Origin of the sequence: Xanthomonas sp. 3075, assembly GCF_014197275.1 — a bacterium.
GTDB classification, from domain to species: domain Bacteria; phylum Pseudomonadota; class Gammaproteobacteria; order Xanthomonadales; family Xanthomonadaceae; genus Xanthomonas; species Xanthomonas campestris_B.
In genome coordinates this window covers 35106-61477 of record NZ_JACIFI010000026.1, presented here as the reverse complement: position 1 = coordinate 61477, position 26372 = coordinate 35106, and the positions used below count along the sequence as shown (strand labels likewise).

General features: G+C 63.8%; 20 protein-coding genes and 2 pseudogenes. 7 read left to right on the top strand and 15 right to left on the bottom strand.

Annotated elements, in window-relative coordinates:
• The first annotated feature begins 188 nt into the window (after positions 1-188).
• Positions 189-446, top strand: a complete 258-nt coding sequence (locus GGR62_RS18800) for a UDP-N-acetylglucosamine-peptide N-acetylglucosaminyltransferase (RefSeq protein ID WP_184409352.1) — start codon at positions 189-191, stop codon at positions 444-446.
• 192 nt (positions 447-638) lie between these two features.
• Positions 639-1520: a hypothetical protein gene (locus GGR62_RS18795; RefSeq protein WP_326520275.1), complete on the top strand. Its 882-nt coding sequence runs from the start codon at positions 639-641 to the stop codon at positions 1518-1520.
• Positions 1521-1640: 120 nt separating this feature from the next.
• On the opposite strand, the gene GGR62_RS18790 is transcribed toward GGR62_RS18795, so the two are convergent.
• The 8 genes from GGR62_RS18790 to GGR62_RS18755 form a co-directional block, all read right to left on the bottom strand.
• Positions 1641-3494, bottom strand: a complete 1854-nt coding sequence (locus GGR62_RS18790; RefSeq protein WP_184409350.1) for an XVIPCD domain-containing protein — start codon at positions 3492-3494, stop codon at positions 1641-1643.
• 14 nt (positions 3495-3508) lie between these two features.
• Positions 3509-4039 carry a hypothetical protein gene (locus GGR62_RS18785; RefSeq protein WP_184409349.1) on the bottom strand — a complete coding sequence of 177 codons (531 nt, stop codon included), beginning with the start codon at positions 4037-4039 and terminating at the stop codon, positions 3509-3511.
• Between the two features lie 231 nt (positions 4040-4270).
• Entirely contained in the window at positions 4271-5851 is a 1581-nt protein-coding gene (locus GGR62_RS18780; protein WP_184409348.1) for a gamma-glutamyltransferase, read from the bottom strand.
• Positions 5851-7311: an AtzE family amidohydrolase gene (locus GGR62_RS18775; protein WP_184409347.1), complete on the bottom strand. Its 1461-nt coding sequence runs from the start codon at positions 7309-7311 to the stop codon at positions 5851-5853. Before GGR62_RS18775 ends, GGR62_RS18780 begins: the two co-directional genes overlap by 1 nt.
• A gap of 496 nt (positions 7312-7807) precedes the next feature.
• Complete coding sequence (locus GGR62_RS18770; RefSeq protein WP_184409346.1) at positions 7808-8959, bottom strand: nucleoside hydrolase; 1152 nt, start codon at positions 8957-8959, stop codon at positions 7808-7810.
• Positions 8960-9030: 71 nt separating this feature from the next.
• Complete coding sequence (locus GGR62_RS18765) at positions 9031-10572, bottom strand: adenosine deaminase (RefSeq protein WP_184409345.1); 1542 nt, start codon at positions 10570-10572, stop codon at positions 9031-9033.
• Between the two features lie 293 nt (positions 10573-10865).
• Positions 10866-11828, bottom strand: a complete 963-nt coding sequence (locus GGR62_RS18760) for a PDR/VanB family oxidoreductase (protein WP_184409344.1) — start codon at positions 11826-11828, stop codon at positions 10866-10868.
• A 17-nt stretch (positions 11829-11845) separates the two neighbouring features.
• Complete coding sequence (locus GGR62_RS18755; RefSeq protein ID WP_184409343.1) at positions 11846-12898, bottom strand: aromatic ring-hydroxylating dioxygenase subunit alpha; 1053 nt, start codon at positions 12896-12898, stop codon at positions 11846-11848.
• Positions 12899-13026: 128 nt separating this feature from the next.
• On the opposite strand from GGR62_RS18755, the gene GGR62_RS18750 reads away from it, so the two are divergent.
• Together GGR62_RS18750 and GGR62_RS18745 are read left to right on the top strand one after the other, a co-directional pair.
• Positions 13027-13944: a LysR family transcriptional regulator gene (locus GGR62_RS18750; RefSeq protein WP_184409342.1), complete on the top strand. Its 918-nt coding sequence runs from the start codon at positions 13027-13029 to the stop codon at positions 13942-13944.
• 287 nt (positions 13945-14231) lie between these two features.
• Entirely contained in the window at positions 14232-15038 is an 807-nt protein-coding gene (locus GGR62_RS18745) for a TatD family hydrolase (protein WP_184409341.1), read from the top strand.
• 17 nt (positions 15039-15055) lie between these two features.
• Here the strand turns inward: GGR62_RS18745 and GGR62_RS18740 are convergent, their stop codons facing one another.
• The 4 genes from GGR62_RS18740 to GGR62_RS18725 all read right to left on the bottom strand — a co-directional run bounded on the left by GGR62_RS18740 (position 15056) and on the right by GGR62_RS18725 (position 18605).
• Positions 15056-15724: a hypothetical protein gene (locus GGR62_RS18740; protein WP_184409340.1), complete on the bottom strand. Its 669-nt coding sequence runs from the start codon at positions 15722-15724 to the stop codon at positions 15056-15058.
• Positions 15725-15905: 181 nt separating this feature from the next.
• Positions 15906-16730, bottom strand: a complete 825-nt coding sequence (locus GGR62_RS18735; RefSeq protein ID WP_184409339.1) for a hypothetical protein — start codon at positions 16728-16730, stop codon at positions 15906-15908.
• Positions 16731-16806: 76 nt separating this feature from the next.
• A complete protein-coding gene (locus GGR62_RS21340; protein WP_260306298.1) occupies positions 16807-17331 on the bottom strand; it encodes a hypothetical protein in 525 nt (174 codons plus the stop codon).
• Positions 17332-17717: 386 nt separating this feature from the next.
• The gene (locus GGR62_RS18725; RefSeq protein ID WP_184409338.1) at positions 17718-18605 is read right to left on the bottom strand and encodes a LysR family transcriptional regulator; all 888 of its coding nucleotides are present in this window, start codon (positions 18603-18605) and stop codon (positions 17718-17720) included.
• A gap of 97 nt (positions 18606-18702) precedes the next feature.
• Here GGR62_RS18725 and GGR62_RS18720 point away from each other — a divergent pair, with 97 nt between their 5' ends.
• From GGR62_RS18720 to GGR62_RS18710, 3 genes and pseudogenes are all read left to right on the top strand, one after another.
• On the top strand, positions 18703-19992 hold the full coding sequence (locus GGR62_RS18720; RefSeq protein WP_184409337.1) for an MFS transporter: 1290 nt from the start codon (positions 18703-18705) through the stop codon (positions 19990-19992).
• Positions 19992-20214 (top strand): annotated as a pseudogene (locus GGR62_RS18715) (VOC family protein); the annotation flags it as partial. The gene GGR62_RS18720 and the pseudogene GGR62_RS18715, both read left to right, overlap by 1 nt.
• 1 nt (position 20215) lies before the next feature.
• Positions 20216-20383 (top strand): annotated as a pseudogene (locus tag GGR62_RS18710) (alpha/beta hydrolase); the annotation flags it as partial.
• Between the two features lie 127 nt (positions 20384-20510).
• Here the strand turns inward: GGR62_RS18710 and GGR62_RS18705 are convergent.
• From GGR62_RS18705 to GGR62_RS18695, 3 genes are all read right to left on the bottom strand, one after another.
• Positions 20511-21521 carry a nuclease gene (locus GGR62_RS18705; protein WP_184409336.1) on the bottom strand — a complete coding sequence of 337 codons (1011 nt, stop codon included), beginning with the start codon at positions 21519-21521 and terminating at the stop codon, positions 20511-20513.
• A 109-nt stretch (positions 21522-21630) separates the two neighbouring features.
• Positions 21631-24117: a TonB-dependent receptor gene (locus GGR62_RS18700; RefSeq protein ID WP_326520274.1), complete on the bottom strand. Its 2487-nt coding sequence runs from the start codon at positions 24115-24117 to the stop codon at positions 21631-21633.
• A 268-nt stretch (positions 24118-24385) separates the two neighbouring features.
• Entirely contained in the window at positions 24386-26338 is a 1953-nt protein-coding gene (locus GGR62_RS18695) for a S8 family serine peptidase (RefSeq protein WP_184409334.1), read from the bottom strand.
• Between the last annotated feature and the right edge of the window lie 34 nt (positions 26339-26372).

The window sequence follows — 26372 nt, the reverse complement described above, 5'->3', positions numbered from 1 at the left end:
GACCCCGGCTGCTTATGCCCAACATCTGGCCAACACCGATATCATTACCCCCGGACTCTAAACCAAGCCGCTACTCAGGGCGGGGGGATGTCGGGATATGGCTTACGAGGCTTCATCCGCATACGTTAGCGTGACAAGAGCAAAGTTCATAACACGCTCTAGCCGAGCGACTGCTTTCGGAAGCGCTGTTGGACGATCCAAACAACCCGCTCTTGCTCACCTGCCTGGGTGCAGTCCTTTGTGATCAAGGTCAACACAAAGCCGCCGCAGTGCAGTTGCGCTACGCGATAGCGCACGGATCACAGGACAGAAATACCTTCTTCAATCTTGGTGTTGCATTGCTTAACTCTAGAAGCAGTGATGCCATGACATTCTTCAACAAGTCAAAGGCATTCAAGTCATCGCTTCAGTCCTGGCAGGCGTACTTCGATCCTCAGGCGCACTGATAAGGATCGCCAGGCTGCTGGGTGGTTCTACCATATATAAGGTGCACCCTAAGATATCTAAGCCCGAATTGGGTTTTGGCCGTACCCAAGATTTCTCTTGAATCCCAGAGAGGACTTATCCACAGAGTTGTGCATGGCTGCCGAGGCCTGCCCCTCGTACACTCAGCCCAACTCACAAACCTGGCTGGTCAGATGGTTGTTCAAACTAAGCGTCGTCGCTTCTCTGCTAGGCTCGAAAAGCGAGGTCCACTGATTTTTGACGACGCACCGTTATCTCTGCGCGTTGGATATATAAAGCTGTTGCTACCAACTTATGTTGGTGAAAGCCGTTCCACGCGAATAGCCAGGCGAGAGCCCTTAGGAATCGATGAGGTGCATGAGCTGTTTTTGGCTCGATGCCGTATAGACGGAGATCCGCACGAATGGGGCGAGTGTAGTTCTTGGGAAGCACTGACGACACACCTCAAAGGTAGTTGTTGGCCTCAGTTTTTTGACTTTGTCGAGTTGCTCGCCGAACTGCTTATTGAGAAGGATGATCACTTTCCGTTTGATAGCCCTGCTAAGTTTGAAGTTTATAGGATTCGTCTGAACGATCTCCTGGATGAGGAGAACATCGGCTGGCAAATGGATGCGCATGGGGAACTGAAGCGCAAGATCCGTGCAATGAATCGATCAATCTCTTCAGCCGATGCTGCGCTCGATAGCCGGTTTAAAAGCGCTCGCGAGCACTACAAGCGTTCATTGAGCTACCTGCTAACTCATCCGGTCGACGAGGCAAACAGTGTTCGAGAGATCATCAGCGCATTGGAAAGCGTCATCAAGGTCATCGCTCCTAAGGTAGCTACTCTTGGTGCCGGAGTAAAAGAGCTTCGAAAAAGAGGTGATTTCAACCGCTGGAGTTTGGACATCATAGAAAAGCTATATGCCTATTCGAATGACTCTCCGTTCGTTCGTCATGGACACATCGATGGAGTAGCTCCTACGAGAGCCGAGGCTGAAATGATTGTACAGACTGCCTTATCAATGATTTGCTACCTCATTGAGGTGGGCGGAGAGGGTGCCGAGCGACCTTAAATTGAAGTTTTTTCCTTTCAGAGTTGAAAGTCGTATATCAGGCTGACCTCAACTCAATGAGGGTATGGTCGGATACGCATGTGCAGACCTATGTGGAAAACAGCTTGGTCGTGGCATACCTCATCGTGTCGGTCCGCTTGGATTAGGATCATTCACCCCACGCGCGAGTTCCTGTTGTTGCGTGACCTGTCTTTCCTGTGCAATCGCCTGATTAGCTGCCAGCAACTTCTGGTCTGATTGCTCAAGCGGAATATTGATCGCCTGGTCAATTTGCACATGCACGCGTTTGCTCGCCGGGTCGTCTAGCCGCCCTTCCACCGCAAACAGGTTGCCGGTCTTGCTCATCACCACGTGATCGACGCGGGTCAACGCGTTGCTGGCCATGGAGCGATCTGCCGCTCCTGGGTAACTCTCGCGGTTGTCTTTACATGCGGCCAGTAAGCATCGGCTGGCCCGCTCGCTCATTTCGTCATAAGGCTTGCCAACACTCTCGTCGATCTTACGCATGCCATCGCGGATCTGCTCAAGCATGGCGTGGTCGGGATGACCTGGTTCGTCTGGACCGTGCTGGGCTGGAGTCGAACTGGGTGTGGGCGCGACTGGTACATATTTATGGTCATGTGCCGGATTTACGCTTCCATCCTGGGTGTGATCGAAGTGATGAAGGACTGGTGGTGTTGTGCTGCTGTCGTAGTAAGGAAAGGGAGCCTTGTTCTTGCCAAAGTCCAAACCTTCAGCTTCAATGATCGGCTCTTTCATTCCGACAGAGGCCATATTGACGGTTACAGCAGGCATCACACCCTGTATGGGCCTTGCATACTTCCTTTCGTACTCAACTATATGCTCTACCCCTGAGGTCGCGTAATAGTTTGGATAGTCAGATGTGCCTCTATCCCCGATTCCAATTGGGTTCCGACCTGGGATAGCGTGTGTCGGATCTGGTCTATTGAAGTAATGTTGTCCCATCGCAGCAACATTTTTCGGCGACATTTGCAGCTGACCATCCGGGTCGAAGCTCAGTCCTGGGCGTGGCTGAATAGTGGTGCCTGCACCTTGCGGCTTAACGATAAAGTCCTCGATGCGACGGTTTCCTAGTGCATTCATTTCGGGAAGACCTGCAGACGGGTTGCCCTGTTTTTGTCTGCTTAATAATGCGTTCCAGCCTGAAATTTCTGCTTTCGCTTCGTCGTCTCTGCTTGCTTGAATGGAAGTGGCGAAGACGCGCGTGTAATCGTGAACAGGATTTGTACTTTTAGCTATGGAAATGGCATCGTTGTGGAACGCCGCGTTCGCTAGCCTTCTTTCGGGGGCATTGAAACCGTGTTGAATCTCGTGTCCGAGGACAAACGTCATGTCATTGGGATCGTACCCGTTAGGGTTTGCCGCAGACCTAGCCTGTAATCTGGCAGCAGGCATGTTCATGGAGTGACTGCTAGCGCTGTAGGTGCCACCAGCCGTGAATCCTGGAGGTATAAAGTCGAAGTGTTCTAAATGCTTATGCGGCGGATCACCCTTGTCGGTCGTCATTACCGCTCGTTTGATCTCATCTGCAAGCACTGGCGAGCCATTGATGGTCGATTGGAGGTTGTTGACCATATCTTGCGTCACTGGATGAGTCGCCCTCGATGCATCCAGATATGTCTTCTGGGAAAATTCGATCGACATATGCTGCAGCCTGAGAGTTGCTTGTAGATCCGGGTTGTGTCTAGCGCCAGAGGATTGAAAATCAGCTGCCGGTAGAGTGACGGTCCCGGACTGAATATCGTAACTTCCAGCAAGATTTTGTTGTCCTGTAGAACCTTGCAGTGCAAATGCTTTCAAGTGTCCATTCTGGGCATCTTGATTGAGAAGCCCAAGCTGTTGTGAGTCAGCAACTACGGCCGAGCGAAGTTGCGCAACTTGCTCTGGCGTTACACCTGATTGACTTGCGAACTGCTTCAAAGCCGCTTCAAGTTGAGCATTTGGGCTAGCCATGTCGATAGGCGCTCCTACTCATTCACGGTGGAAATCGACGTTACGCATGCGCGATATTTCTTGCCATCAAGCGCTGTTACTTCAGGTCTCGAAGCAATGGAGACCGTCATGCCGTCTTTGTGATAGCGCCAATCAATGAGCTGGCCAAGTTCGCCGTAGTTAGGCGCATCGCCAAAGCCCATTGCCTTCATGGCGTTGTGGTAATCCTCGAAACTGAGCTGACAAATATCCGTCATGGCTGCATGACTATCGGACTTGTGCACGAAGTCCAGCGATACACCAGGACTACGCATAGCAGCTGCTGGAAGGTACTGAATTTCGTACGACCAATCGCCTCCTAATAGCTGGCTATAGGCGAACGATTCGACTCGCTGTCCCGGAATCGCATTGAAGTGTTCAAGGCGAACTCCGACCATTTCTTTCACACGCTCAGGGCTGAGATCGCTGGATGATTTCAAAGCACCGATCAGCTTCAAAAACCGCTTGCCGATCTCGTCGGCGCTGAGTTCAGGGGTGCTAGCCGATGTGTTGTAAGTCGAGGTCATGGTGCCATGCTCCTTCGCGGGTGACTGGATTGCATCGGCCGGGGCGTGCGCGCAAGCACAGAGTGCCGTTCCGCATAGCGCGAGTATCGAAAGCAGGACGGTTCTTGAACATCTCATTGACTCGTTCCATGCGAATGATTAAGGGAAGTTAGGTTGCCTAACATGAATCATCAGTTAAGTTTTCTCGCCGAAGTTATCAGTCAAGGCATTGACGGATCTAGCCCCCAACCATCACCAGCTAGCCACCGCACCATCGGATCGCGGATCACTCGCCCCGCTGATCACGCCATCCACCTCGCGCACCAATGCGCCCGCATGCCCCATGACCGAGGTATATGCGGGCAGCAGCTCCACCGCATGTCCGGCATCGCGTAGTGCCTGCACGACTGCTGGATCAAAGCGGTCTTCCAGCTTCAGCGAGGTACTGTCTTCGCCCCATGTGCGGCCGAGCAACCAACGTGGTGCCGTGATCGCTTGCTGCAGCGGTACGCCGAAGCGGGCGTAGCGGGAGAAGAGGGCGGCCTGTGTCTGTGGTTGGCCTTCGCCGCCCATGGTGCCGTAGGCCATGACACGGCCGTCGTCGAAAGTAGCCAGCGCCGGGTTGAGGGTATGGAAGGGTTTGCGTCCAGGGGCGAGTGCGTTCCAGCCGTCGGCGGCGAGGCGGAAGCTGCAGCCGCGGTTCTGCCATGTGATGCCGGTGCGCGGCAGCACCAGGCCGGAGCCGAATTCGAAATACGTGGACTGGATGCAGCTGACCGCACGGCCATGCGCGTCGATGGCGCCGAACCAGACGGTGTCGCCGGCTTGAGAGGGCTGTGGCCAGGGCAGTGCGGTGCGCATGTCGATGCGTGCGGCAAGCGCGTCGAGTGCGGCGCTGTCGTCGAGCAAGGCTTGTGCGTCGAGCGTCATCCAGGCGGGGTCGCCGATGTGTGCGTCGCGGATCAGGAACGCCTGTTTGGTGGCTTCGATCAGGCCGTGGAGGTGCGCGTAGCTGTCGGGGTGTTCGGCCTGCAGGCGATCGAACAACGCGAGGATCAACAGCGATGCCAATCCTTGCGTGGGCGGTGCGTGGTTGTAGAGGCGCGCGCCGTGGATGGCGACCGAGAGCGGCACGCTGGGGTCGGCATGGTGGCTTGCGAGGTCGTGCGCGTTGAGCGGGCTGCCGAGTGCCTGCAGGTCGGCGGCGATGTCGTCGGCCAGTGCGCCGCGATAGAAACTCGCCAGGCCTTGGGCGGCGAGCCGTTGCAAGGTGCGTGCGAGGTGCGGCTGTTGCAGCAGTGCGCCTTCGTGCAGGGGTGCGCCGTGGGGTTCGAAGATGCTGGCGTAGGCGCCGGGTTGTCCGCGCAGTTCAGCGCTCTTGCTGGCGGCGATGTGCGCGCCGCCGAGCGTGACCGGCACGCCATCGCTGGCGTGGTGGATGGCGTCTTGCAATATGCGCTGCAGCGACACGTCGCCGCCTGCGTGTTGCAGCGCGAGCGCCCAGCCGGAGACGGTGCCGGCGACGGTATTGGCCGCGCCCGGGCCACGCCACGGAATGCTGCTGTGGCCGCGATAGAAGTCCAGTGTTGCCGCCTGTGCGGCGCGGCCGCAGGCATCGATGGCGTGCACGCGGCCGTCGGGTTCGTGGATCAGCCAGAAGCCGTCGCCACCGATGCCGGTAATGTGCGGGTACACCACCGCCAGGCAGGCGGCGGTGGCGACGGCGGCTTCGATGGCGTTGCCGCCGTCGCGCAGGATGTCGCGTCCGGCCTGCGCAGCCAGATGGTGCGGGGCCACGACCATGCCGCGGCGCGCGCGCAAGGTGTGCAGCATCAGCGCGTCTCCGCCGGTGGGCTGAAGGCGAGCAGGCCGTCGCGTTCGCGTTGCGCGGCGAGTGCGAACAGGCGGTCTTCGCGGCCGGGCGCGGCAATCAGTTGCACGCCCAGCGGCAGGCGACCGGGGCGCGGCAACGGCGCGGCCAGCACCGGGCAGGCGGCCAGGCCCAGCGGCTGAGTGAAGATGCCCAAGTTGGCGCGCGCGGACACCGGCAGGCCATCGATCTGGATGGTGTCCTGGTCGATGCGCGGCGCCGCGCAGGGTGTAGCCGGCGCGATCAACACATCCACCTGGTCCCACAACCGTTGCATCGCCGCGGCGAACCACTGTGCGAAACGCTGCGCATCGGCCACCGCACTGGCGGGTAGCTGCAGGCCGGCGAGCAGGCGGTCGCGGGTGGCCGGGTCGAACTGCTCGGCCTGCGTGCTCAGGCCGGCGCGATGGCGGTGCCCGCCTTCGGCGGCGGTGAGGACGAAGGCGGCGGCGCGGGAGCGCTCGGCCTCGGGCAGATCGATGACGGTGGTGCTGTTGCAGGCCGCGAGCAATGCGCGCAAGCCGGTATCCAGTTCGGGATCGAGATTGCGTTGAAACCAGCCGCCCAGACGTGCGACCCGCAGGCTGCCGCCGTTGCAGGAGGCAAGCGAGCGACCCAGCATCACCTCATGCACGCGGCGCAGGTCGGCGATGGACGAGGCGAACGGGCCGACCACATCCAGCGCATCGACGAAGCCGAACACGCCATCCAGCGGCAACGCGCCGTGCGTGGGACGCAGGCCGTACACGCCGCACAGTGCGGCTGGCACGCGGATGGAGCCGTTGGTGTCCGAGCCCAGCGCGAACGGCACCAGCCCGGCAGCCACTGCGGCCGCCGAACCGCCCGACGAGCCTCCGGCCAGATGGCGGTGATCGTGCGGGTTGGCGGTGGTGCCGTAGTGCGCATTGACGGTGGCGAAGCCATAGGCGAACTCGTCCATGTTGGCGGTGCCGACCAACACCGCGCCGGCATCGCTCAGCCGTTGCACGACGGCCGCATCCCGGATGGCGGGCGCGCACTGTGCGCGCATGACGGCGCCAGCGGTGGTGACCTGGCCGGCGACGTCGAACAGATCCTTGACCACGAACGGCACGCCGGCCAATGCACCGCCATCGCTGCCGCCTGCCAGCGCCGACTGTACGCGCGCGGCATCGGCGGCGGCGCGTGCTGGCAGCAGGCGGGTGATCGCGCGCAGGCTGTCGTTGGCCTGGTCGATACGTGTCAGTGCCTGGTTCGCGTGGTCTGCGGCCAGTGTGGGGTGGCGACGGGTGGTGGCGACGATCGATGCGATCTGGCCGAGCGGGGCGGTGGTGTCCGGTGCTGCGGGGCAAGGGGCGTTGAAGCTGGCGAGCAGCTGCGCATGCGCGCGCAGGATGTCGGTATTGCGATCGATGCCGGCCTGCCACTGCGCTGGGACTTGCATGGGGTCACCTTGTTGGGAGCGGGGATTCGGGATGCCGAGATTTTGGGATTCGAGATTCGGGATTCGAGTGCCGTGCAGGCATGCAGGCGCGGCGAATGTGATTGCTGCAGAAGCGCCTGGTGGACGGTGCTGGACACTGCAGTCGGTGCGGATGCGTCAAGTGACGTGCGCCTGGTGATGCGAGGACGGTAGATGACAGACGCCAGGCGAGCGGGGGGGAACTAGCGGACTGCTGAAGCGCCATGCGAGTGAGACCGAGAAGCGCAGGTGGGCAGGCGTTGCCGATCGATCCAATCACGCGATGCCGCCTCGGGCGTCGTTCTGTTTCAAGCATGTCGCGGCCGGTACCTCGCCCGCTCTCGCCGCAGCGCCGAGGCCGGTCTTGCCCGCCACTGGCGTGCACCCGTGCTGCCAGCGCGTAGCGGGGTCGGGGTACAGCGCCCGGCAGACGCAGCGGTGTCGGTTGCGCATCTGCTCGTGCGTTCTCGTACTCAACCTATGCAGTCGTGCTGTCAGGCGCCGTCCCTCCATGCGCTCTTCGTGAGTCTTCTCCCGGCAGAAGGGCCAGCGGCAGCCCGACCGCTGGTGGCTGTGGTGCGGTCAGATGATCGACCAAGACCTGCTCGAATGCGTCCACGTCGACCGCACGCACTACGGTCTGCGCCTGCTCGCCCAGGCCGGCCTGATAGCCCGGTGCCCACGACAAGATATCGCCATACCCGGCATCGAACGCGGTGTTGGTGTCGACGTAGAGCGTTTCGGTGTGCGTCGCCAATTCCGGGCGCAGCCACACGGCGGTGGCCAGTTCGTCCCACATCGGGAAGCCCGGCTCGCGGCGGCGCAACGCGTGGCCGATGGTGGTGTCGGCTGCGCTGATACGTGCCAGCAAGTCGGGAGTGAGTTCGGTCGCAGTCGATGGGTCGACCGGCACCATGGTGATCTTGCGCCACGGTGCGCGCATCACGATGCTGGCCGCTTCCGGATCCCAGCGGATATTGAATTCGCGGCGTGGCGAGTTGACGAATTCGCGTGCGAACTGTTGTGCGCTGATGCTGCTGCGTTGCTGCCGTGGGTTGAGGCTGCCGCCCATGTAGACCAGCTCGCGCGCCAGGGTGGCGAACGCCGGGTCCAGCGACTGCGCCAGCGCCAGATTGGTCAACGGGCCGGTGGCAACGATGCTCACCTCGCCGGGATACAGGCGCACCATGCGCAGCATGAACAGCGCGGCCGGCTCGTCGGATGGGCGTACCACGCTGGGATTGCCCAACGGCAGATCTGGCACCACGTCGTGGGCGTGATAGCGCGGCGCGCTCTGCACGGTGTCGCCATCGACCCAGTGTCTGGTCCATGCCCCTTTCCAGACCAGCTTGCCGTACAGCGCTTCCCAACGTTCGGTGGCCAGTTCGCTGTTGAGCAGCGGATGCACCGGGCCGGGCAGCACCGGAATAGCGGGATGGCCGGCCAATTCCAGCAGACGGCAGGTATGCGCCACTGCTTCGTCGCGCCAGATGTTGCCGCTGACCGTGCTGATGCCCAGCACCTCGACCTCGGGCGATTGCAGCAACAGCAACTGCGCGGGGGTGAAACCGTCGATGTCGTCTTCGAGGATGACGCGGCGTTTGCTGGCGGGAATGGGGACAGTGGTCATCGGGGTGGAAATGGAGAAGGCAGGGTGTCAGTGGGGGGTGATCGGTGCACGACACCGGCAAAGAGAACGCATCACCTGATTTGCCTGGCCAGCATGTCGCGCTCGTACTGTGCCAGCGCCTGTTCCAGTTGCCATTGCAGTTGCGCCTTCGGATTGTCGTGGCGGAAGCTGCGGCAGCCATCATCGTCACTGTCGTGCGCAAGCGCGTGTGCGCAGGGCTGCACGGCGGTGTTGGTCGTCGCCCACAGGCTGTTGCCCGGCAGAAAGCTATAGGTCAGTCCATTGCGGGCGAGCTGCTTGAGCGTGAGGTAGTCGATGCCTTGTTCCTGCATTGCGCGCTGATATTCATGGGTCATGTCGGCGCGCGAGACGCCGGCGTCGTCGGTGGACAGCACCACCGGCACGCCGGCACGCAGGTACATCGCCAACGGATGCGCGGCGCCGTTGATGCCCAGGATCACATCGTTGCTGGTGAGGTTGATCTCCACCGCGACCTGTTTGCTGCGCATACGCTGCAACAGCGCATCGGCATCGTCTTCGTAAGGCAGATCCACACCATGACCGATACGGCGTGCACCGGCATCGACCGCCTGGCGGATGTGCGAACGCAGCTGTGCCGGCGGCACCAGGCCCAATGCCAGCTCGCCGGCATGCAGGGACAACGGCACGTTGGGATAGCGCGTTGCGAAGAAGCGGAACATCGCCATATGCCGCGCGTAATCGGCCAGCGCCACCGGGTTGTCTTCGGGCGCGACGATGTTCACTGCCACCGCGCGGCTGCCGCCCGCAGCGATCAGTGCATGGGCGAGCGCCATCTGCCCGAACACCATCGGCTGCGGCAATACGCGCAGCACGTAGGGAACATAGCGATATTGAACCTGGCAGCCGGGGCGTGCATCGGGCTGGTCGCAATGCAGGACACGACGCACCTGGGCATCGGTGTCGGCAAGCGCGCGTTGCGCGGCTTGCACCAGCGGCGGCAAGGCGTCCTGCAAGGTGCGCAGATTGGCGGCGTCGTCTGCCCCGTTCCAGGGCAGGGACTGCATGCGTTTTGCCGCTTCATCCATCTGCGGCGGGTTGGCGATGATTTCCACGTAGGGCACGCGGTCGCGCGCGGCCTGATCCAGCACGGCGGCGACGGTGTCGGCGACGCGCGCGCGCACCACCGCATCGAACTTGCCGAAGGTACTGAAGAACTGGTCGTGCCCGGTGGGGTGCGATGGGCTGGGCAGGAATTTGCGCATCGACAGCGCATCCACCACCCGGCCATACAACGCCGCATCGCGCGTTGCCAGATCGCGTGCAGGCTGCTGGCCCTTACCGCACGGCGGCGCGCGCAGGCTCAGGTCGTCCAGTTGCACGCAGGCGCCATCGTCGCTGGCCCACTGCAGATAGTCCTCGGCATAGACCGAACCGGACAGATGGTTGTGCAGGTCGCCACCCTTTGGCATCGCCTGCAGCCAGGCGCGCAGCTGCGCGGGTTGATCGGCCGCCTGATTGAACACGGTGGCCACCTGCTGCTCGCGCGACGGCACGGGCGCGGGGCGCGCCTGTACGAGCGTTGGCAGCAACACGCAGAGGGAAAGGAGCAGACAGCGGTGCAGTAAAGACATGCGTTGACGGACCAGAAAAGAAGACGCGATGGGGGTGGGAAAGCGAGAGCCGATGTGCAGCTTGCCCTGCCACGCCTCGCCAGGCCAGTTGACGTTGCGTTGGGGGCTGTTGGTTTTGCGGGTGGTGGCTGCCCTCATCCGCCCTTCGGGCACCTTCCCCGCAGGCGGGGGAAGGGCGCGTTGTCTCGGTGTATCGGTAGCAGATCGTTTGCAGGACTGTGCGTGTGGTCGGCAGTTGGCTGGGTACCGCCGCATCATTCATGTGGGTTGGTGGGGATGACTGCTGTGCCACCTCATAGATCCAGTACCAACCTGGGCGAGCGGCTGCGCGAACAACACAGCGTGATCTGGCGGTTCTGCGCGTGCTCGCTGGCGCTGAGCACACTGTCGCGGTGATCGGGAGTGCCGGCCAGCACGCCGGTCAGGCAGGCGCCGCACATGCCTTGCTCGCAGGACAGCGGCACCGCGATGCCGGCGTCCAACAAGGCGCTGGCGATGCTGCACTCGGCCGGCACCTGCACCACGCGGCCGCTGGCGGCCAGCTCCACTTCGAAGGCGCTGTCGGCGTCGTGCGCGCGGGGGAGTTCGGCGGCGGCGGCGAAGTGTTCGCGGTGCAGTTGCGCCGAGGTCCAGCCATGTGCCTTGGCAAGCAGCGTGAAGTGGTCCATGAACGCGGCTGGTCCGCAGAGATACAGTTGATCGCGTGTACGCGCCTGTTCCAATTCGTCCGGCACATGCACACGCGGGCTTTCGCCGCCATCACTCAGATGCATCTGCACCTGACCATGGGTGAAGCCGCGCTGCAGCCGCGCCAGGAACGCCATATCGGCATGTCGGCGCGCGTAGTAATGCAGCACGAAAGGTTCGCCACGCGCTTCCAGCGCTTCGGCCATCGACAGCAGCGGCGTAATGCCGATGCCGGCGGCCAGCAAGACGTGGCGCTCGCCCGGATGTAAGGGAAACAGATTGCGCGGTGTGGAGATGCGCAGGCGGTCGCCGGTGCTCAGCTGCTCGCACAGATGGCGCGACCCACCGCGCGAAGCATCTGCCAACTTGACGCATAGCAGATAGTGGTCGCGCACATGCGGCGCACTGGCGATCGAATACTGGCGGATCATGCCGTCGGGCAGATGCAGGTCCACATGCGCCCCGGCCTCGAAGGCCGGCAATTCCGCGCCCACCGACTCCAGCCGGATCGCGCGTTGGCGATGGCCCTGGTCGAAGACGTCGGCGACGCGCACCTCGTGCAACTGCATGGCGGTGTCCTCGGCGCTCAGCGCAAGAAGAAGTCGCTGTAGCCCTGACTGCGCAGGCCACGACGATAGGCGATCGAGCTGCGATCGGCAGGGATATGCACTTCCAGCAGCGGATCCAGCGGCAGATATTCAGGGCGCTGCGCCTCGACCATGGCGCGGTCTTCCTCGAATACGCGCAGGTTGAAGGCGTGCACGTCCTCCACCGGCAGGTGGGTGTCGAAGTTGCGCGCGATCGGCACCAGCAGGCGGGTCTTGTGCTTGGACACCGGGCTTGCGGCATTCATGATCACCAGCCGCTTGCCCGGCACCGGGAAGTGGATGGTGAGGGTGGCGGTGAAGGGCAGATGTATTTCGAAATGGCGCAGCCACTGGAAACCGGGGTCCACGTCCGGCAGCGGCATGTCCACCGAATAATTGGCCACCGCGCTCAGATAATCGGCATTGAAGCCGGTCGGCGTTTCGGTGGTGGTATAGGCCGGTACCTCGCGCTTGTCGGGCTGGGCAAATGTCGCGGTATGCACGAAGGCGAAGTGCGCCACATCGATGAAGCCTTCCAGCTGGCGCGCGGCACTGCCGCCGATGTCGAAGGCCGGGCAGACGATCTGCTGGAAGCCGTCCTCGTCCCAGCCGGGCATCGGCGGAATCTGCACCTCGGCCGCGCTCACGCCGGCAGGTTTGGACAGGCACACCCAGATCAACCCGTAGCGCTCGGCCACCGCGTAGGTGTGCAGGCGCATCTTGGCGGGGATGTTTTGAGTCGGGCTGGCGGGGATATGGTTGCAGCGCCCGCCCGCGCCGAAGCGCAGCCCGTGGTAGGCGCACACCACGCCGCCGCCATCGGCCGTACCCATGCTCAGCGGCACGCCGCGATGCGGGCAGACATCGCGCGCGACCACCAGCTCCTCGCCCAGCCGGTACAGCACCAGCGGCTCATCCAGCAGGGTGGCCTTGAACGGCGCCTCGGTCACCTCGCTGCTCAGCGCCACCGCATGCCAGTGCTGGGCCAGGCGTTGCCAGTCGGCGGCGTCGAAGGTGCAATGCAGCGGCAGGGCGGGGACGGCAACATCCATGGGTCCAGTCTCGGGCGTAGGGCGGGGAGCGGTGCCGGATTGACTCTAGGAAGCCGGGGGTGTGTTATCAAACATCGATTTTCAGCCAAGCCATTGCAAAAAATGCAACGCCAACCGGGCCCTGCCGCATGCTGACCTTTTCCCGCTTCACCCGTTACTTCATCGAAGTGGCCCGCTGCGGCAGCATCCGCAAGGCCTCCGACGTGCTGCACGTGTCGGCCTCGGCAATCGACCGGCAGATCCTCAAGGCCGAGGAAGAACTGGGCGCGCAGCTGTTCGAGCGCCTGCCCGGCCGGTTGCGGCTGACCGCCGCCGGCGAGTTGCTGCTGGTGGACGTGCGCGGCTGGGAAAAGGCCTACGCCCGCACGCTGGAGCGCTTCGACGAACTCAAGGGGCTGCGCCGCGGGCATGTGGAGATCGCCATGATCGACGCGCTCAGCGAGGGCGTGGTGCCGGCGGCAGTGGCCGCATTGGTGCAGGACTACCCCGGCATCACCTTCAACCTGTCCACCGCGCGCAACCAGCGGGTGATGGAAATGGTGACCTCGGCCGATGTGGATATCGGTCTGCTGCTGGACCCGGTCAGCAGCGTGGACCTGGAGGTGCGCGCATTTGCGGATATCCCGCTGGGCATCGCGATGCCGGTGGGCCACCCGCTCAGCACCCGCACCGAGCTGCAACTGAGCGAAACGCTGGAGCATCGCCTGTTGCTGCCGGCCGCGCCGCTGATCGTCGGCGAGCATGCCAAGGTGCTGTATCAGCGCCAGCACATCGACGTGAAACGGCTGACCCACTGCAACGACGTGCGTACCTTGCGCGGGCTGGTGCGCGCCGGTGCGGGCGTGGGCCTGATGTCGTGGCTGGATGCCGCGCCCGATGTGGCCGATGGACGGCTGGCATTCGTGCCGTTCCGCCAGCATCTGACCAAACCGATGACGCTGGCGCTGTGCGTGGCTCCGCAGCGACAGCTGTCGCGCTCGGCGCAGTTGGCGATCCAGGCGCTGGCGGCGAAGATCGATGCGATGGTGGTGCCCGTGGTGGGTTGAGTGGGTTGCGCAAGCGGGCCTCACCCCTAAGCGGCCCTCACCCCTGCCCCTCTCCCGCAGGCGGGAGAGGGGAGCAGCACGCGCGGGAAAGGGGAGCAGCACGCGCGGGAAAGGGGAGCAGCACGCGCGGGAAAGGGGAGCAGCATGCGTTCGCTGCAGGCCGATAGCGCGCAGGTGCCGCAGTGGGTGTTCCTTCTCCCGCGTGCGGGAGAAGGTGCCCGCAGGGCGGATGAGGGCAACGTCCACCCAGTACAATCGCATCTGCTCCTTCAGGCGACACCCGCAACATGCAGTTGATCGATATCGGCGCCAACCTGACTCACGACTCCTTCGACCGCGACCGCGACGCCGTGCTGCAACGCGCACGCGACGCAGGCGTTGCGCAATTGGTGATCACCGGCGCCAGCCGCGAGCATTCGCCACTGGCCTTGCAACTGGCCCAGCAGCACCCCGGATTCCTCTACGCCACCGCCGGCGTGCACCCGCACCACGCCGTGGAATTCACCGCCGAATGCGAGGCCGAAATGCGCACGCTGCAGGCGCATCCGCAAGTGGTGGCGGTGGGCGAATGCGGGCTGGATTACTTCCGCGATTTCGCCCCGCGCCCGGCCCAGCACAAGGCCTTCGAGCGTCAGCTGCAGTTGGCCGCCGATAACCGCAAACCGTTGTTCCTGCATCAACGCGACGCGCACGACGATTTCCTGTCGATCCTGCGCAGCTTCGATGGCCGGCTCGGCCCGGCGGTGGTGCATTGCTACACCGGCACGCGCGAAGAGCTGTTCGCGTATCTGGACCGCGATTACTACATCGGCATCACCGGTTGGCTGTGCGACGAGCGCCGTGGCGCGCATCTGCGCGAGCTGGTGCGCAACATCCCGGCCAACCGGTTGATGATCGAAACCGACGCGCCGTACTTGCTGCCGCGCACGCTCAAGCCGATGCCCAAGGACCGCCGCAACGAGCCGATGTTCCTGTCGCATATCGTGGAAGAACTCGCGCGCGATCGTGGCGAGGACGTGGCGCTGACGGCGGCCAACAGCACGGCGGCGGCGCGTACGTTTTTCCGCCTGCCCGACCCGGTGGTCGCTGCATGAGTTGAGCGGCGTGGCGATCACGCCGCCAGCAACTCCCAGCCCTGCGCATCGCGCAGGCGCAGCCCCGGTTGCGGCGCGTCCACGCTGACCCGCACGCCGGTGGCCCATGGCAGCTGCCGCTGCTGCGGAAACCAGCGCCGTGCCCGATCGACGACGATCAACAGCCCCTGGTCGTCACCCAGCGCGGCAAAGCCGTCCACCACGGGTGCAAACGGCCGCACGTCGAAGTGATGGGCCACGCTGCTGGTCACCGCCGCGACATTGTCGCTGGGCAATCCGATCTCGCTCACACACAGCAACTCTCTGCCGTGGAATGCGCCTTCGCCGGTGACCGTGCGCTGCAGCGCCTGACGGGCGATCACCTCCAGCACCGCGCCATCGGGCCCGGCGAAATAGACAGACTGCGATTGCCACACGCCATCCAGTCGAAAGCGCCGATGACCGTGCGGATCGACAAGCACGCTACTGCGCGCGCCGATCCACCTTGCAGCGGCGTCCCAGCGCGATGGCGCGACGTTGAATGCCAGGTGCACACTGCCCACCGGCTGCTGCGCCTGCACGCATTCCAACGTGGTCCAGCCGATGCGGACGCTGTTGCCGTGCTGCGGCAGCTGCAGCACATCGCGATAGAAACGCAGGCTGAGGTCGGGGTCGAGGCAGGGCAACAGCAGATGGCGAAGATGCATGGCAGAGGCGGGTGGCAGAAGAAGCCGTGCATTGAACGACCTCAATCGCAGTTGAGGTCAAGTGGGGCGATCGCCCCCGGCACAGGAATGCGTGCGCACAGCCGACATCGCTGCTGCCTTCCGCCAAGCGCAATGCATCGGACCAAGATGCACAACAGCAACCGGTCGTCCAGCAGGACGGTCAGTCCTCGGGTTGGACACCAATGTCCCAACGTGCGGGCCAATCACTAGTGCGTTCGTGCATGGCCTCGACAAACTGTTTTACCGACAGGGCAGGATCACAAGGCGATCGTTCGAGCGTGTATGTTATCTGGTTGCCTTGGGCATTTACCTCGAAACTCAGCCCGTCCCGGCCCGACGCCACCGAGTCAGCGGCGTTGATGCCAGGATTATAGCCGCGCCACATAGTCACATCATGTGCAGCATTTAGAAAGTGAGCGGCGAAATCCAGATCGGGCTGGGCCAAGCTGTCACGATACTCAATCGAAAAGTGGAAAAAATGGTAGCTTGGCCAGTCATACTTCTGGTCTTCAACCCAATCTTGTGGCCACTCTGATGCGAGGTCTTCATCGCTCGGAGGAAAGTCCGTCAAGCGTGCTGACATGAACAGGCCCGCTTCTTCATTGGCCGCCTCAAGCGCTCTTTGGAGCTTTTCTGCAGACATTGTTTCGGGTGAATCGGTATAAAAGAGTGCTTCTTTTATCGTGGTAGAACGTTCAGACGCGTGATCTTGTCCGAAATCGAGAAGATTAAGTATGATCGCTCGGTCTACGTCGGAAACTGAGATGCTCTGATCAATCCGTACCTCGATGCTATTGTCTCCGGCGGTTCGACAGGACGCGATGGATCGTCCTCGGCCCAATACATCGTTTAAATAGCGCGACGTTATGGTTTTAGGAAAATCGCTGATGGGATCTTCCGGCGTAAAGCGTCCGTCAAGAATAATCCGGCAGATAAGATCTTCCGGCGAAGACTGAAATGACACCGGGAAGTTGTATTTCCTCATAATAAGTAGTTCATTTCACATTTGAATAATGGATCGCCAGAGTGGGGGGGGGGCTGAAACCAAGTCGGGCGCGATCTTAATCCGCCTCGCTCGATATTTCGATTAGGTGCGCTTCCTTGAACGTCTCGCGGCCCGGCTGGAAAAGCGCTAGCTCTGGCCAGGTAAAGCCCGCAGTTCTGCTCACAAAAACAGGTGGCTTTCCCTTTGGGCTGTACTCGATGACGAAGCCGATCAGCTCCAGGCCAAGTGATGGCATGATCACGCTGTTGTGGTGCCAAAAGACTGCGCCCGCCGCTCTTCCAAGCGTTGAATAGACGCGCTTTGGATCGTCGCTGAAAATTGACACGTCTTGGAAACGGATGTCGATTAGGTCCGACTGCCCAATAGATAGAAACGTAAGAACTCCCCTTTGAAATGAGCAGAGTGGTGTGCCGCGATCACGAAATTCGTTTATTGCCAGGCTGCCATCCGGTAATGTCTCTTCGGTCGTTTCATCGATTGGCCCCATGACATTCTCAAATTCGGCAACTTGAGCCTGCGTCATGCCAAATTCGAGCGGTCCCAAACCTTTGCCGGGGTTGACGATCCAGATTTCACTCATGCAGCATCTCCTTGGTTCTTCATCCTCTGGATAAATCCATTTTTGTATAGGCTACTGCGAAGCGGCGTCAAGACGGGTGCGTTTAGCGCAGTACACCCGTTCCATCGGCGGCTTGCGGGAATGTGTCATCATCTACGCCGCCTTTTCGTGAATGGCACGCAGTTCTAATTCAGGTCCATACGTATATTTGACACGTTGCTGGATCGGAGGTCTGTGCAGTCGGCAACATCGTCGAGGTTCGCGCTGGGCGGGGCACCTGCGGTGCGTGTGCTTGCCGGCATGCAGGAGCGCGGTTGCGCGCGATGACGCGTCATCGATGGAACCTGTCACACGCGTTCGCAACGGTCGCGGTTACGTATGTCGCGAATCGCCTGGTTCACCCTTGCTCAGAGCACTTCCGCCAGCGCCCACAGATGCCGGACCAACGGCGCGGTATCGAGTGCACCGGGCGACACCGCCAGGGCGAGCCGGGCCAGCGGCATCTGCCCTTCGATATCCAGATAGCGCACGCCGGGCAGCTGCAGCTGCGCAGTGGAGGCGGGTACCACCGACACGCCGAGTTCGGCGGCGACCAGATTGACGATGGACGACATCTGCGGCGCTTCCTGGGTGATGCGCAGGGTCACGCCGGATGCGCGGCAGGCGGCGAGGATTTCGTCGTACAGGCTGGAGCCGAAGCTGCGCGGGAACAGGATGAACGGCTCGCCCGCCAACGCCGCCAGTGGCGCGCTGTTGCGGGCGGCCAGACGATGCGCGGCGGGTACGGCGATCTTCATCGGTTCGTCGGCAAAGCGCAGCAGTTGCAGGTCGGGTGGCGTGCTCAGGCCGTAGCGCACAAAGGCCGCGTCCAGGCGGCCATCGGCCAGCGCCAGCAACAATCCGGCGGTGTTGGTTTCTTCCAGCAACAGTTCGACCTGCGGCCATTGCCGGCGGAAATCGCGGATCAGGTGCGGCACCACCGGGTTGAATGCGGCCGAGGCGGTGAAGCCCAGGCGCAGCCGGCCGGATTCGCCACGCGCCACCCGCCGCGCGGTTTCTGCGGCGCGCTCCACATCGGCGAGCACGCGGCGCACTTCGACCAGAAACGCCTCGCCGGCCGGGGTCAGCTCGGCACCGCTGTGGGTGCGCCGGAACAGCGGCGTGCCCAGGTCGCGTTCCAGCGCCTGGATCTGCTGGCTCAGCGGCGGCTGGCCGATACCGACACGTGCAGCGGCGCGGGTGAAGTTGCCTTCCTCGGCGACGGCCAGGAAATAGCGCAGGTGGCGGAGTTCCATGCTATCTGTCCTGCATATGGCAACTGCCTGCATCATATATTGGACAGGGGGTCAGGGCAGGGGAATACTCGCGGTCCCTTGTCTCGATGTTGCGCCCGTGTCCGCTCCCGATTGCCGCACCGGCTCATTGCCGGACACTGCCGCCAGCCTGGCAACCGATGCACCGGCAACCGATGCGCCCGCCAGCGGGCGTATCCGGTTTGCGTTGTTCCTGGCCGGTTTTGCCACCTTCTCGCTGCTGTACAGCGTGCAGCCGGTGCTGCCGGAATTCGCGCGCGCCTTCAACGTGGACGCAGCCACCGCCTCGCTGCCGTTGTCGCTGGCCACCGGTGCGCTGGCACTGGCGATCTTCTGCGCTGGCGCAGTGTCGGAAAACCTCGGCCGGCGCGGGCTGATGTTCGTCTCGATCGCAATCGCGGCGGTGCTCAACCTGATCGCCGCGTTCCTGCCGCACTGGGGCGCCCTGGTCGTGGTGCGCACCTTGTCCGGCATCGCGCTGGGCGGGGTGCCGGCGGTGGCGATGGTGTATCTGGGCGAAGAATTGCCGGCCAACAAGATGGGCGCGGCCACCGGCTTGTACGTGGCCGGCAATGCGTTCGGCGGCATGAGCGGGCGCATCGTGATGAGCGTGCTGACCGACCACACCGATTGGCGCACCGCATTAGCAGTGTTGAGCGTGTTCGACCTGCTGTGTGCGCTGGCGTTCTTCTGGTTGCTGCCGCCGTCGCGCAACTTCGTGCGTCGGCACGGCATCAATCTGCGCTTCCATCTGCGCGCCTGGGCCGGGCATCTGCGCGATCGCAATCTGCCGTTTCTGTTTGCGCTGCCGTTCCTGTTGATGGGCGTGTTCGTGTGCCTGTACAACTACGCCGGTTTTCGCCTGGGCGGGCCGGAATTCGGCTTGAGCCAGAGCCAGATCGGCATGATCTTCAGCGCCTATGTGTTCGGCATCGTCAGTTCGTCGGTGGCCGGTGCGGCGTCGGACCGGTTCGGGCGCGGGCCGGTGGTCACGACCGGCATCGGGTTGTGCGTGCTCGGCGTGGCGCTGACCTTGGCGCATGCGCTGGCATTGGTGGTGGCCGGCATCGTGTTGTTGACGATCGGGTTCTTCATCGCGCATTCGGCCGCCAGCGCGTGGGTGAGCCGGCTCGGTGGCGCGCATCGCAGCCATGCCGCGTCTTTGTATCTGCTGGCGTATTACGCCGGCTCCAGCGTGATCGGTGCGCTCGGCGGCTGGTTCTGGCAACACGGCGGCTGGGGCGCGTTGGTCGGCATGTGCCTGACGCTGTTGATACTGGCCTCTGCGGCGGCGTACGTGCTGCGCCAACGTGCCGACGATGCACGTCCCTATGGCCGGTTTGCGCCGCATCCTGGGCGAGGCGAATGATGCAGATCGACCGACTCGATCATCTGGTACTGACCGTGTCCGACCTGGACGCCCCCTGCAATTTCTAGGCGCGCGTGCTTGGCATGCAGGTAGTTACCTTCGGCGAAGGCCGCCGCGCGTTGGCGTTCGGCCAGCAGAAGAGCAATCTGCATGCGGCCGGCTGCGAGTTCGAACCCAAAGCGCAGCGACCCACGCCCGGCCCGGCAATCGCGGTTGTGCATGCGACGCACTGGTGACCACCGAGCCGACGCTGGCGCGTGCACGGCAGCTGTTGCCGTGGGCGCAGACCGTGCTGTATCCCAGCGCCGGGCACGCCCATTTGTTGGAAGACAGCGGGCGCTTCGATCAGGATCTGCTGCGCTTTGTCGCGCAGGTCAATGCGGTCCACTGAGGCCACGTGATGCCACACCCGGTTTCTTGCGCGGTCCGCTGCGCCGTCGTGCCGACAGGCGCAGCATCGGTTGGCCGACGCGCACGTCGGCACGCCGATCGCTGTGCACCGCTGTCGCCAAGGTCGGTTACACGGTCGGCGACGTGCCGGCAGGCGCAGATCCGGTCGCCGGGTCGTACTGCGGATGGCTCGGGTCCATGCTGCGCGGCAGCGTCGATTTGCCCGGATGCAGCGCGCTTTCGCGCCATGCGCGCACCAGCAGATCGCGCAACATCGCCGCGCCGTCGCCGGCGGTGAGATAGACCATCGCGCGGCCATCGGTGCTGGAGGCATCGTCGAAGGCGCCGGCTTTTTCCAGGCGATACACCTGTTCGACGCGGCCGGTGCCGATGGCGAGAAAGCCCAGGATCTGCTCGAACACATCGCCCTGCTGATGCGCCAGGGCCGGCATGCGGGTCAGCAGGTCTTGGGGAGTCAGCGCAATGTTCTCGACGTAGTCGCTCTCGAACTTGCCATGCACCTTCGGGTCGGTGCTGTAGCCGTTCGGGTTTGGCCCCTGCCAGCCATCGTGGTGGATGCTGTCGTGCTGCGGCTGCGCGCCATCGCCGATGTAGTGCGCAAACCAGCTGACGTAGAACGCGCAGGTACGTTCCAGTTCGCGGGTGTCCTGGCCCTTGGCGCGCAACGTGCGCAGTTGCCGCATGGTGGCGACGATGCGTTCGTACCCCTCGGTGGCTGCGTACGGCAAGGTGCCGGCCCAGCGCACGTTCATGCGCTCGGCCAGTTGCGGGTCGCGCCTGGCGATGCGTCGCTGCTCGTCGTACAGCGCCAGCACGAAGGCGTAGCGCGAGCGCGGCGGGTGCTGCATGAAGGCGAACTGCTCGCGGAACCAGCCATGGTTGGGGTCTTCTTCGATCTTGAGAAACGGCTCGCTTTCGCTGCGCCATCCGTCCGGCAATGTGGCACCGTCGGCAATCACTTGTACGTACTGCTTGAGGAAGACCGGGCCATCGTCGGGCAGGGCCTGCACGGCGGCGCTGTCGATGGCGGCATGCGCGCGCTGGCCCCAGGCGGCGGCATCGCCGGAACACATCGCTGCTGCGAGCAGCAGCGCATAGGCAAGACGGGAAGGCGTCATCGGAATCCTTTGTGGCCTGCAGCGGGTGCGCTGCGCCACGCTGCAGGCGATGCATCGAGAAAGGCCGCGCGCCGACACCGGACGATGCGGCGCATCAACGTCGGCGTACTCAGAAGTGGTAAGTCACCACCAGCCGCGAATTGCGCTCGTAGATCGGGCGGCCGTAGATCGGCTCGCGCGTGCCCTGGCCGGAGATGGTGTCGGTGCGTGGGTTGCCTTCGGTCAGCGCAAACGTGTTGGTCAGATTGTCCACCGACAGCTGCACATCCCACGGCCCGCTGCGTACCAGAACGTTCGCCGCAAGCGTGTCGTAGGCGGCCAGCGCGGTGGTGTTTTCCAGGTCGGCATAGCGCTTGCCCACATAGGCGTAGCGCAACGAGGTTTCCCAATCGAACCGGCCGGTGGTGAAGAACACCGTCGGGCCCGCGTTGCCGTACAGTTTCGGCTGGCGGTTGGGCATGTTGCCGTCCACATCGACCACCGCCACTGCACCGTTGGCCACCACTTCGGTCAGATCGGACACCTTGGTGTCGTTGTAAGTCAGGTTCGCATCGAAACGCAGCCATTGCGCTGGTGTCCACACCGCCGCCAGTTCGATGCCGGGGTTGGTGACGCTGCCGCGGTAGTCCTTGGATTCGGCCGCGCCGGTTTGCGGGTTCACCGCGCTGGTGCCGATGTTGTACGGGTCGTACTTGGTGTAGAAGGCGGTGGCGAACACGTCCAGGGTGTCGAAGTTGAGCTTGGTGCCGAGCTCGAACTGGTCGGCGGTGGGGATGTTGACGTTGCCTTCGTTGGCGCCTTCGCTGGGCGCGCGGTGCGCCCGCGAGGCGCGGCCGTAGAGGCCGACCGTCGGGTTGATGTCGTAGTTGAAACCGGCCGTCCAGTTGGTCACGCCCACGTCCAGCGCGGTGTGCGCGCGGGCACCGGTGAACAGGCGCGCGGCATCGTCGGCCAGGGTGTCGGCCATGCCCAGGTTGCCGGTGCTGCGCGCCATGCTCCAGGCGCGATAGCGGTAGCGCTCGTGACGCACGCCGCCTTCCAGGCGCAGCTTGTCGGTCACCTGCCAGGTGTCGGCGATGTAAGGCGCCAGCATGCTGGTGTAGGCCTTGCCCTGGGTGCGGTCGGCGCCGTAGATCACCACGCCGTCCTTGGTCACCCCGCCAACCACGTTGCCGGCCGCGTCGTAGCCGAGCAGGTCGATGGTGCGCGGGTTCTGGCGCATCTCGAACAGATAGCTCTGGTAACGCGAATTGTAGGAGCGCGCGTAATAGGCACCGTAGATGCCCAACGTGATGTCATGGGTGTCGCCGCCCCAATCGAAGCTGCGGTGCAGGCGCAGATCATCGGCGAACGAATCGGCGCGCACGTTCATGGCGCGGTACTGGCCCTGGATCACCAGGCCGTCGGTGCTGGCCGGGTCGAAGCGGCTGCCATCGTCGGTGTAGACGTAGCCCAGCGACGCCAGGCCGGGAAACGCGGCGCTGGCGGCAGCGCGGCGGCTATTGGCATACGCGTTGGCATCCTGCGGCGCATTGCTGGAATACAGCGCGTCGAAGGTCATGTCCAGGCGATTGACGATGGCCTTGTTCGACAGGCTCCAGCCGTTGTCGAAGGCCAGATCCAGGTTGGCGCCCAGATGATTGAACTTCATGTGGCGGCCATCGGACAGGTCGCGCAGCTCGCGTTGCGGCGCGCCGTCGGCATCGCTGGACACGATGCTGGCGCGTTTGAGTTGCGCGGTGCTCAAGGTGCCGGTGAAGCGGTCGATCAACGGGTCCAGCGAGCGCGTGGTGTCGCGCGGGTCGTACAGCGGGATCGGCATGTAGAACGCGTTCTTGTCGTCCAGATGCTTGGCGGTGAAGGTGATCTTGCCGTGGTCCAGCGTGTGCGTGAGGTTCATGCGGAACTGCCCGCCCTCGTCGGCCGGGAAGCCCACATCGCGGTAGCCGTCGTTGCGGCGCACGAAGCCGCCGGCGGCCAGATACCAATCCTGCGCCAGCTTGCCCGACCAGTAGCCATCGAGCCGGTACAGCCCGGTGTCGCCCACGGTGGTGCGCACCGCGCCTTCGGGCGTGTCGCCACCCTGGCGGGTGACGAAATTGACGATGGCCGCCGCATTGGAGGCAAAGATCGGCGACGGCCCGCCGCGCACGGTTTCCACCGATTCGACCATCAGGTCCGGGCGCACCAGGCCTTCGGTCTTGTAGAAATAGCCGTTGTTGTCCGGGTAGGGGCTGATGCCGTCTTCCTGGATCACCGCAAACGCGCCTTCGTCGGGAATACCGCGAATACGGTAGACGTTCTGCACTTCACCGCCGGTGGATTCGGCATAGATGCCCGGCATGGAGCCGATCAGGCTGGCGAGGTTGAGCGGGGCCAGCTTGTCGATCTGCTCGGCGGTCAGCGCGGTGATCGCATACGAGGCGTCGAACTGGTTCTGGGCCTGGCCGGCACCGGTGACGATCATGCGGTCCAGCGAGAAGATGCCGTCCTCGCTCTTGCGCGTGGCCGGCGTGGAGGGCGCGCCGGTTTCCTGCGCGAATGCGGGGGTGGCCAGGGCCATGGCCAGCACGAGGGCGAGTGGGCGACGCGACACGGCACGACGCACTCCGGAGCGCGTCCGGAGGTGTGTGTAGGGCATGGCGAGTTGGGGGGCAGCGGGGGAGCTGCCCACTGTCGCGGCGCGATGTTTCCGGCACGTTGCGTGTGCGCCGGATCACGCTAAATCGGCGATCCGGCGCCTCAATCTGTGATGCGGACCACGCTTTTTAAGCGGCTGGGCCTGAGCAGCGCCCGCCGCAACGCACCTGGGCCTGTCGATACCGATGCGCCCGGGCGCGCTATCACGCACCTCGTCAGGCGGGCTACAGCGTGTAGTTCGCCATCAGCGTCAGGTTGCTGTAGCCGCCGGTGCCGCCGATCACGCGGATAAAGTAGCTGTCGGTGGCCGGCACCGCGAGCTGGACGCTCTGGGTGGTGCCGGGTCGTGTCGAGCTGTAGTCGGCATCGCTGCCGTTGGCGCTGGGCGCGCGGGTGGCGCGCACGTACAGCTTGACCTGACCACGGCCGGACAGCGTGCGGAGCTGCAGGTTGCGTGCATTGGTCGGCACGTCCAGCCGGTACAGCGGGCCTTCGCCGGCGGCGGCGCTTATGGCGGTGACGGTCGCGCCACGGCTGAGCAACACCGCCTGGTCCTCGCCGCCGCCGCTGGTGACGCCGGCGGCGCGCGCCACGGCGGCATTGGCATTGAGAATGCCGGCACCGATGCGCAGCGTGGGCTTGACCGGAAAGGGGATCGAGGTCTGGGTCAGAATCTCGCGCAGTTTGGCCGGTGTCGGCACCGGCAGGTGGTGCGCGATCGCTGCGCTGATGGCCAGCGCCGCGACGCCGGCCACGTGGGGCGAGGCCATCGAGGTGCCGGAGTAGCCGGCATAGCTGGGCTCGCCGGGTCCGTGGGTGCCCCGATTGAGGCTGGACCAGACCAGCCCGGTACGTACTGCGGTGCCGCTCGCGGCGTCGTCCGGGTACACGCCGCCGCCCGGGGCCGCCAGGGTTACGCTGTTGCCGTAGCTGGAATAGAACGCACGCTTGCCGGTGATGCCAGTGGCCGCCACGTTGAGCACGCCGGGGCAACTGGCAGGTGTGGAGTTGGCCGCATCGACACCGTCGTTGCCGGCGGCCACCACCACGGTGGTGCCGCGCGCGATCGCCGCTGCAATGGCCTGGGCGGTGATGGTGTCGCTGCTGCAGATGCCGGAGCCGCCGAGGCTCATATTGATGACCTCGGCCGGATTGGGATTGTCCGGCACGCCGGCGACACTGCCGCCGGAGGCCCAGACAATGGCGTCGGCGATGTCGGCGGTGGTGCCGCCGCAATGGCCCAGCGCGCGGATCGGCAGGATCCGGGCCTTGGGCGCGATGCCCACCATGCCGACATTGTTGTTGCTCAGCAGCGCAATGGTGCCGGCCACGTGGGTACCGTGCCAGGAACTGTCGGACTGCTGGCCTGGCCGCGCGCAGCCGCCATTGCTGGCCAGGTACTTGTCGTCGCTGGTCCAGTCGCCGGTGTCCCAGCCGCCGGCCACCCGGCCATCGGTGGCGCGACCGGAGATCAGGGCGTTGCTGGTGAAGTCGTAGCCGGCATCGGCCAGCGACAGGTCCAGATCCGGGTGCTGGGTGATGCCGGTGTCGATCACCGCCACCACGATGCCGTCGCCATCGCCGTACTGCCAGGCCGGCAGCAGATCGATACCGCCGTGGTTGGCATAGCTGGCGGTGTCCGGTGCCAGCGTTTCCAGATGACCATCGGGCGCACGCAGATGCCATTGCACTTCGAAGCCCGGGTCGTTCGGCGTCGCCACTGCGCTGACGGTGGCTTTGGCGGTACTGCGGATCGGCTGCAGCAGCAGGTTGGGTTCGACGTGCGCCACCGACGGATCGGCTTTCAGGGCCTGCATCACGCTGTCGAGCTGGGCATCGCTGAGGCGACGGTTGGGACGCACCAGGTCAGCGCCGATCGCCAGCCGGCGCACCCGCTGCAGGTTGGGCGCGCTCTGGCGGTAATGGCTGGACCACTGCGTGCGGGTGGCGGGCGCGGCCATGATGGTGCTTAGCCGGGTGGCCGCTGCGTTGGCGTCGCCGCGTTCGGTGCTGCCGTCGCGGTAGGTGACGATCAGGCCGTCGTAAAGACGCGATTGGGTGCCAGTGGTGAGTACCGACAATGACGGGGGCGCCGATTGCGCATCGGCGGCGGGCAGCGCCAGGCTCAGCGACAACGCCAGCAGCGTCGGTGCGAGAAACGAACGAGAGGTCGACATGAGGAGGTCTCTGGAAGAAGTCGATGGGAGCAGG

Bases quoted from the DNA above. Each gene is read 5' to 3' on its own strand.
- GGR62_RS18795 (WP_326520275.1), top strand. From the start codon at position 639: ATGGTTGTTCAAACTAAGCGTCGTCGCTTCTCTGCTAGGCTCGAAAAG.
- GGR62_RS18790 (WP_184409350.1), bottom strand. From the start codon at position 3,494: ATGGCTAGCCCAAATGCTCAACTTGAAGCGGCTTTGAAGCAGTTCGCA.
- GGR62_RS18785 (WP_184409349.1), bottom strand. From the start codon at position 4,039: ATGACCTCGACTTACAACACATCGGCTAGCACCCCTGAACTCAGCGCC.
- GGR62_RS18780 (WP_184409348.1), bottom strand. From the start codon at position 5,851: ATGCTGCACACCTTGCGCGCGCGCCGCGGCATGGTCGTGGCCCCGCAC.
- GGR62_RS18775 (WP_184409347.1), bottom strand. From the start codon at position 7,311: ATGCAAGTCCCAGCGCAGTGGCAGGCCGGCATCGATCGCAATACCGAC.
- GGR62_RS18770 (WP_184409346.1), bottom strand. From the start codon at position 8,959: ATGACCACTGTCCCCATTCCCGCCAGCAAACGCCGCGTCATCCTCGAA.
- GGR62_RS18765 (WP_184409345.1), bottom strand. From the start codon at position 10,572: ATGTCTTTACTGCACCGCTGTCTGCTCCTTTCCCTCTGCGTGTTGCTG.
- GGR62_RS18760 (WP_184409344.1), bottom strand. From the start codon at position 11,828: ATGCAGTTGCACGAGGTGCGCGTCGCCGACGTCTTCGACCAGGGCCAT.
- GGR62_RS18755 (WP_184409343.1), bottom strand. From the start codon at position 12,898: ATGGATGTTGCCGTCCCCGCCCTGCCGCTGCATTGCACCTTCGACGCC.
- GGR62_RS18750 (WP_184409342.1), top strand. From the start codon at position 13,027: ATGCTGACCTTTTCCCGCTTCACCCGTTACTTCATCGAAGTGGCCCGC.
- GGR62_RS18745 (WP_184409341.1), top strand. From the start codon at position 14,232: ATGCAGTTGATCGATATCGGCGCCAACCTGACTCACGACTCCTTCGAC.
- GGR62_RS18740 (WP_184409340.1), bottom strand. From the start codon at position 15,724: ATGCATCTTCGCCATCTGCTGTTGCCCTGCCTCGACCCCGACCTCAGC.
- GGR62_RS18735 (WP_184409339.1), bottom strand. From the start codon at position 16,730: ATGAGGAAATACAACTTCCCGGTGTCATTTCAGTCTTCGCCGGAAGAT.
- GGR62_RS21340 (WP_260306298.1), bottom strand. From the start codon at position 17,331: ATGAGTGAAATCTGGATCGTCAACCCCGGCAAAGGTTTGGGACCGCTC.
- GGR62_RS18725 (WP_184409338.1), bottom strand. From the start codon at position 18,605: ATGGAACTCCGCCACCTGCGCTATTTCCTGGCCGTCGCCGAGGAAGGC.
- GGR62_RS18705 (WP_184409336.1), bottom strand. From the start codon at position 21,521: ATGACGCCTTCCCGTCTTGCCTATGCGCTGCTGCTCGCAGCAGCGATG.
- GGR62_RS18695 (WP_184409334.1), bottom strand. From the start codon at position 26,338: ATGTCGACCTCTCGTTCGTTTCTCGCACCGACGCTGCTGGCGTTGTCG.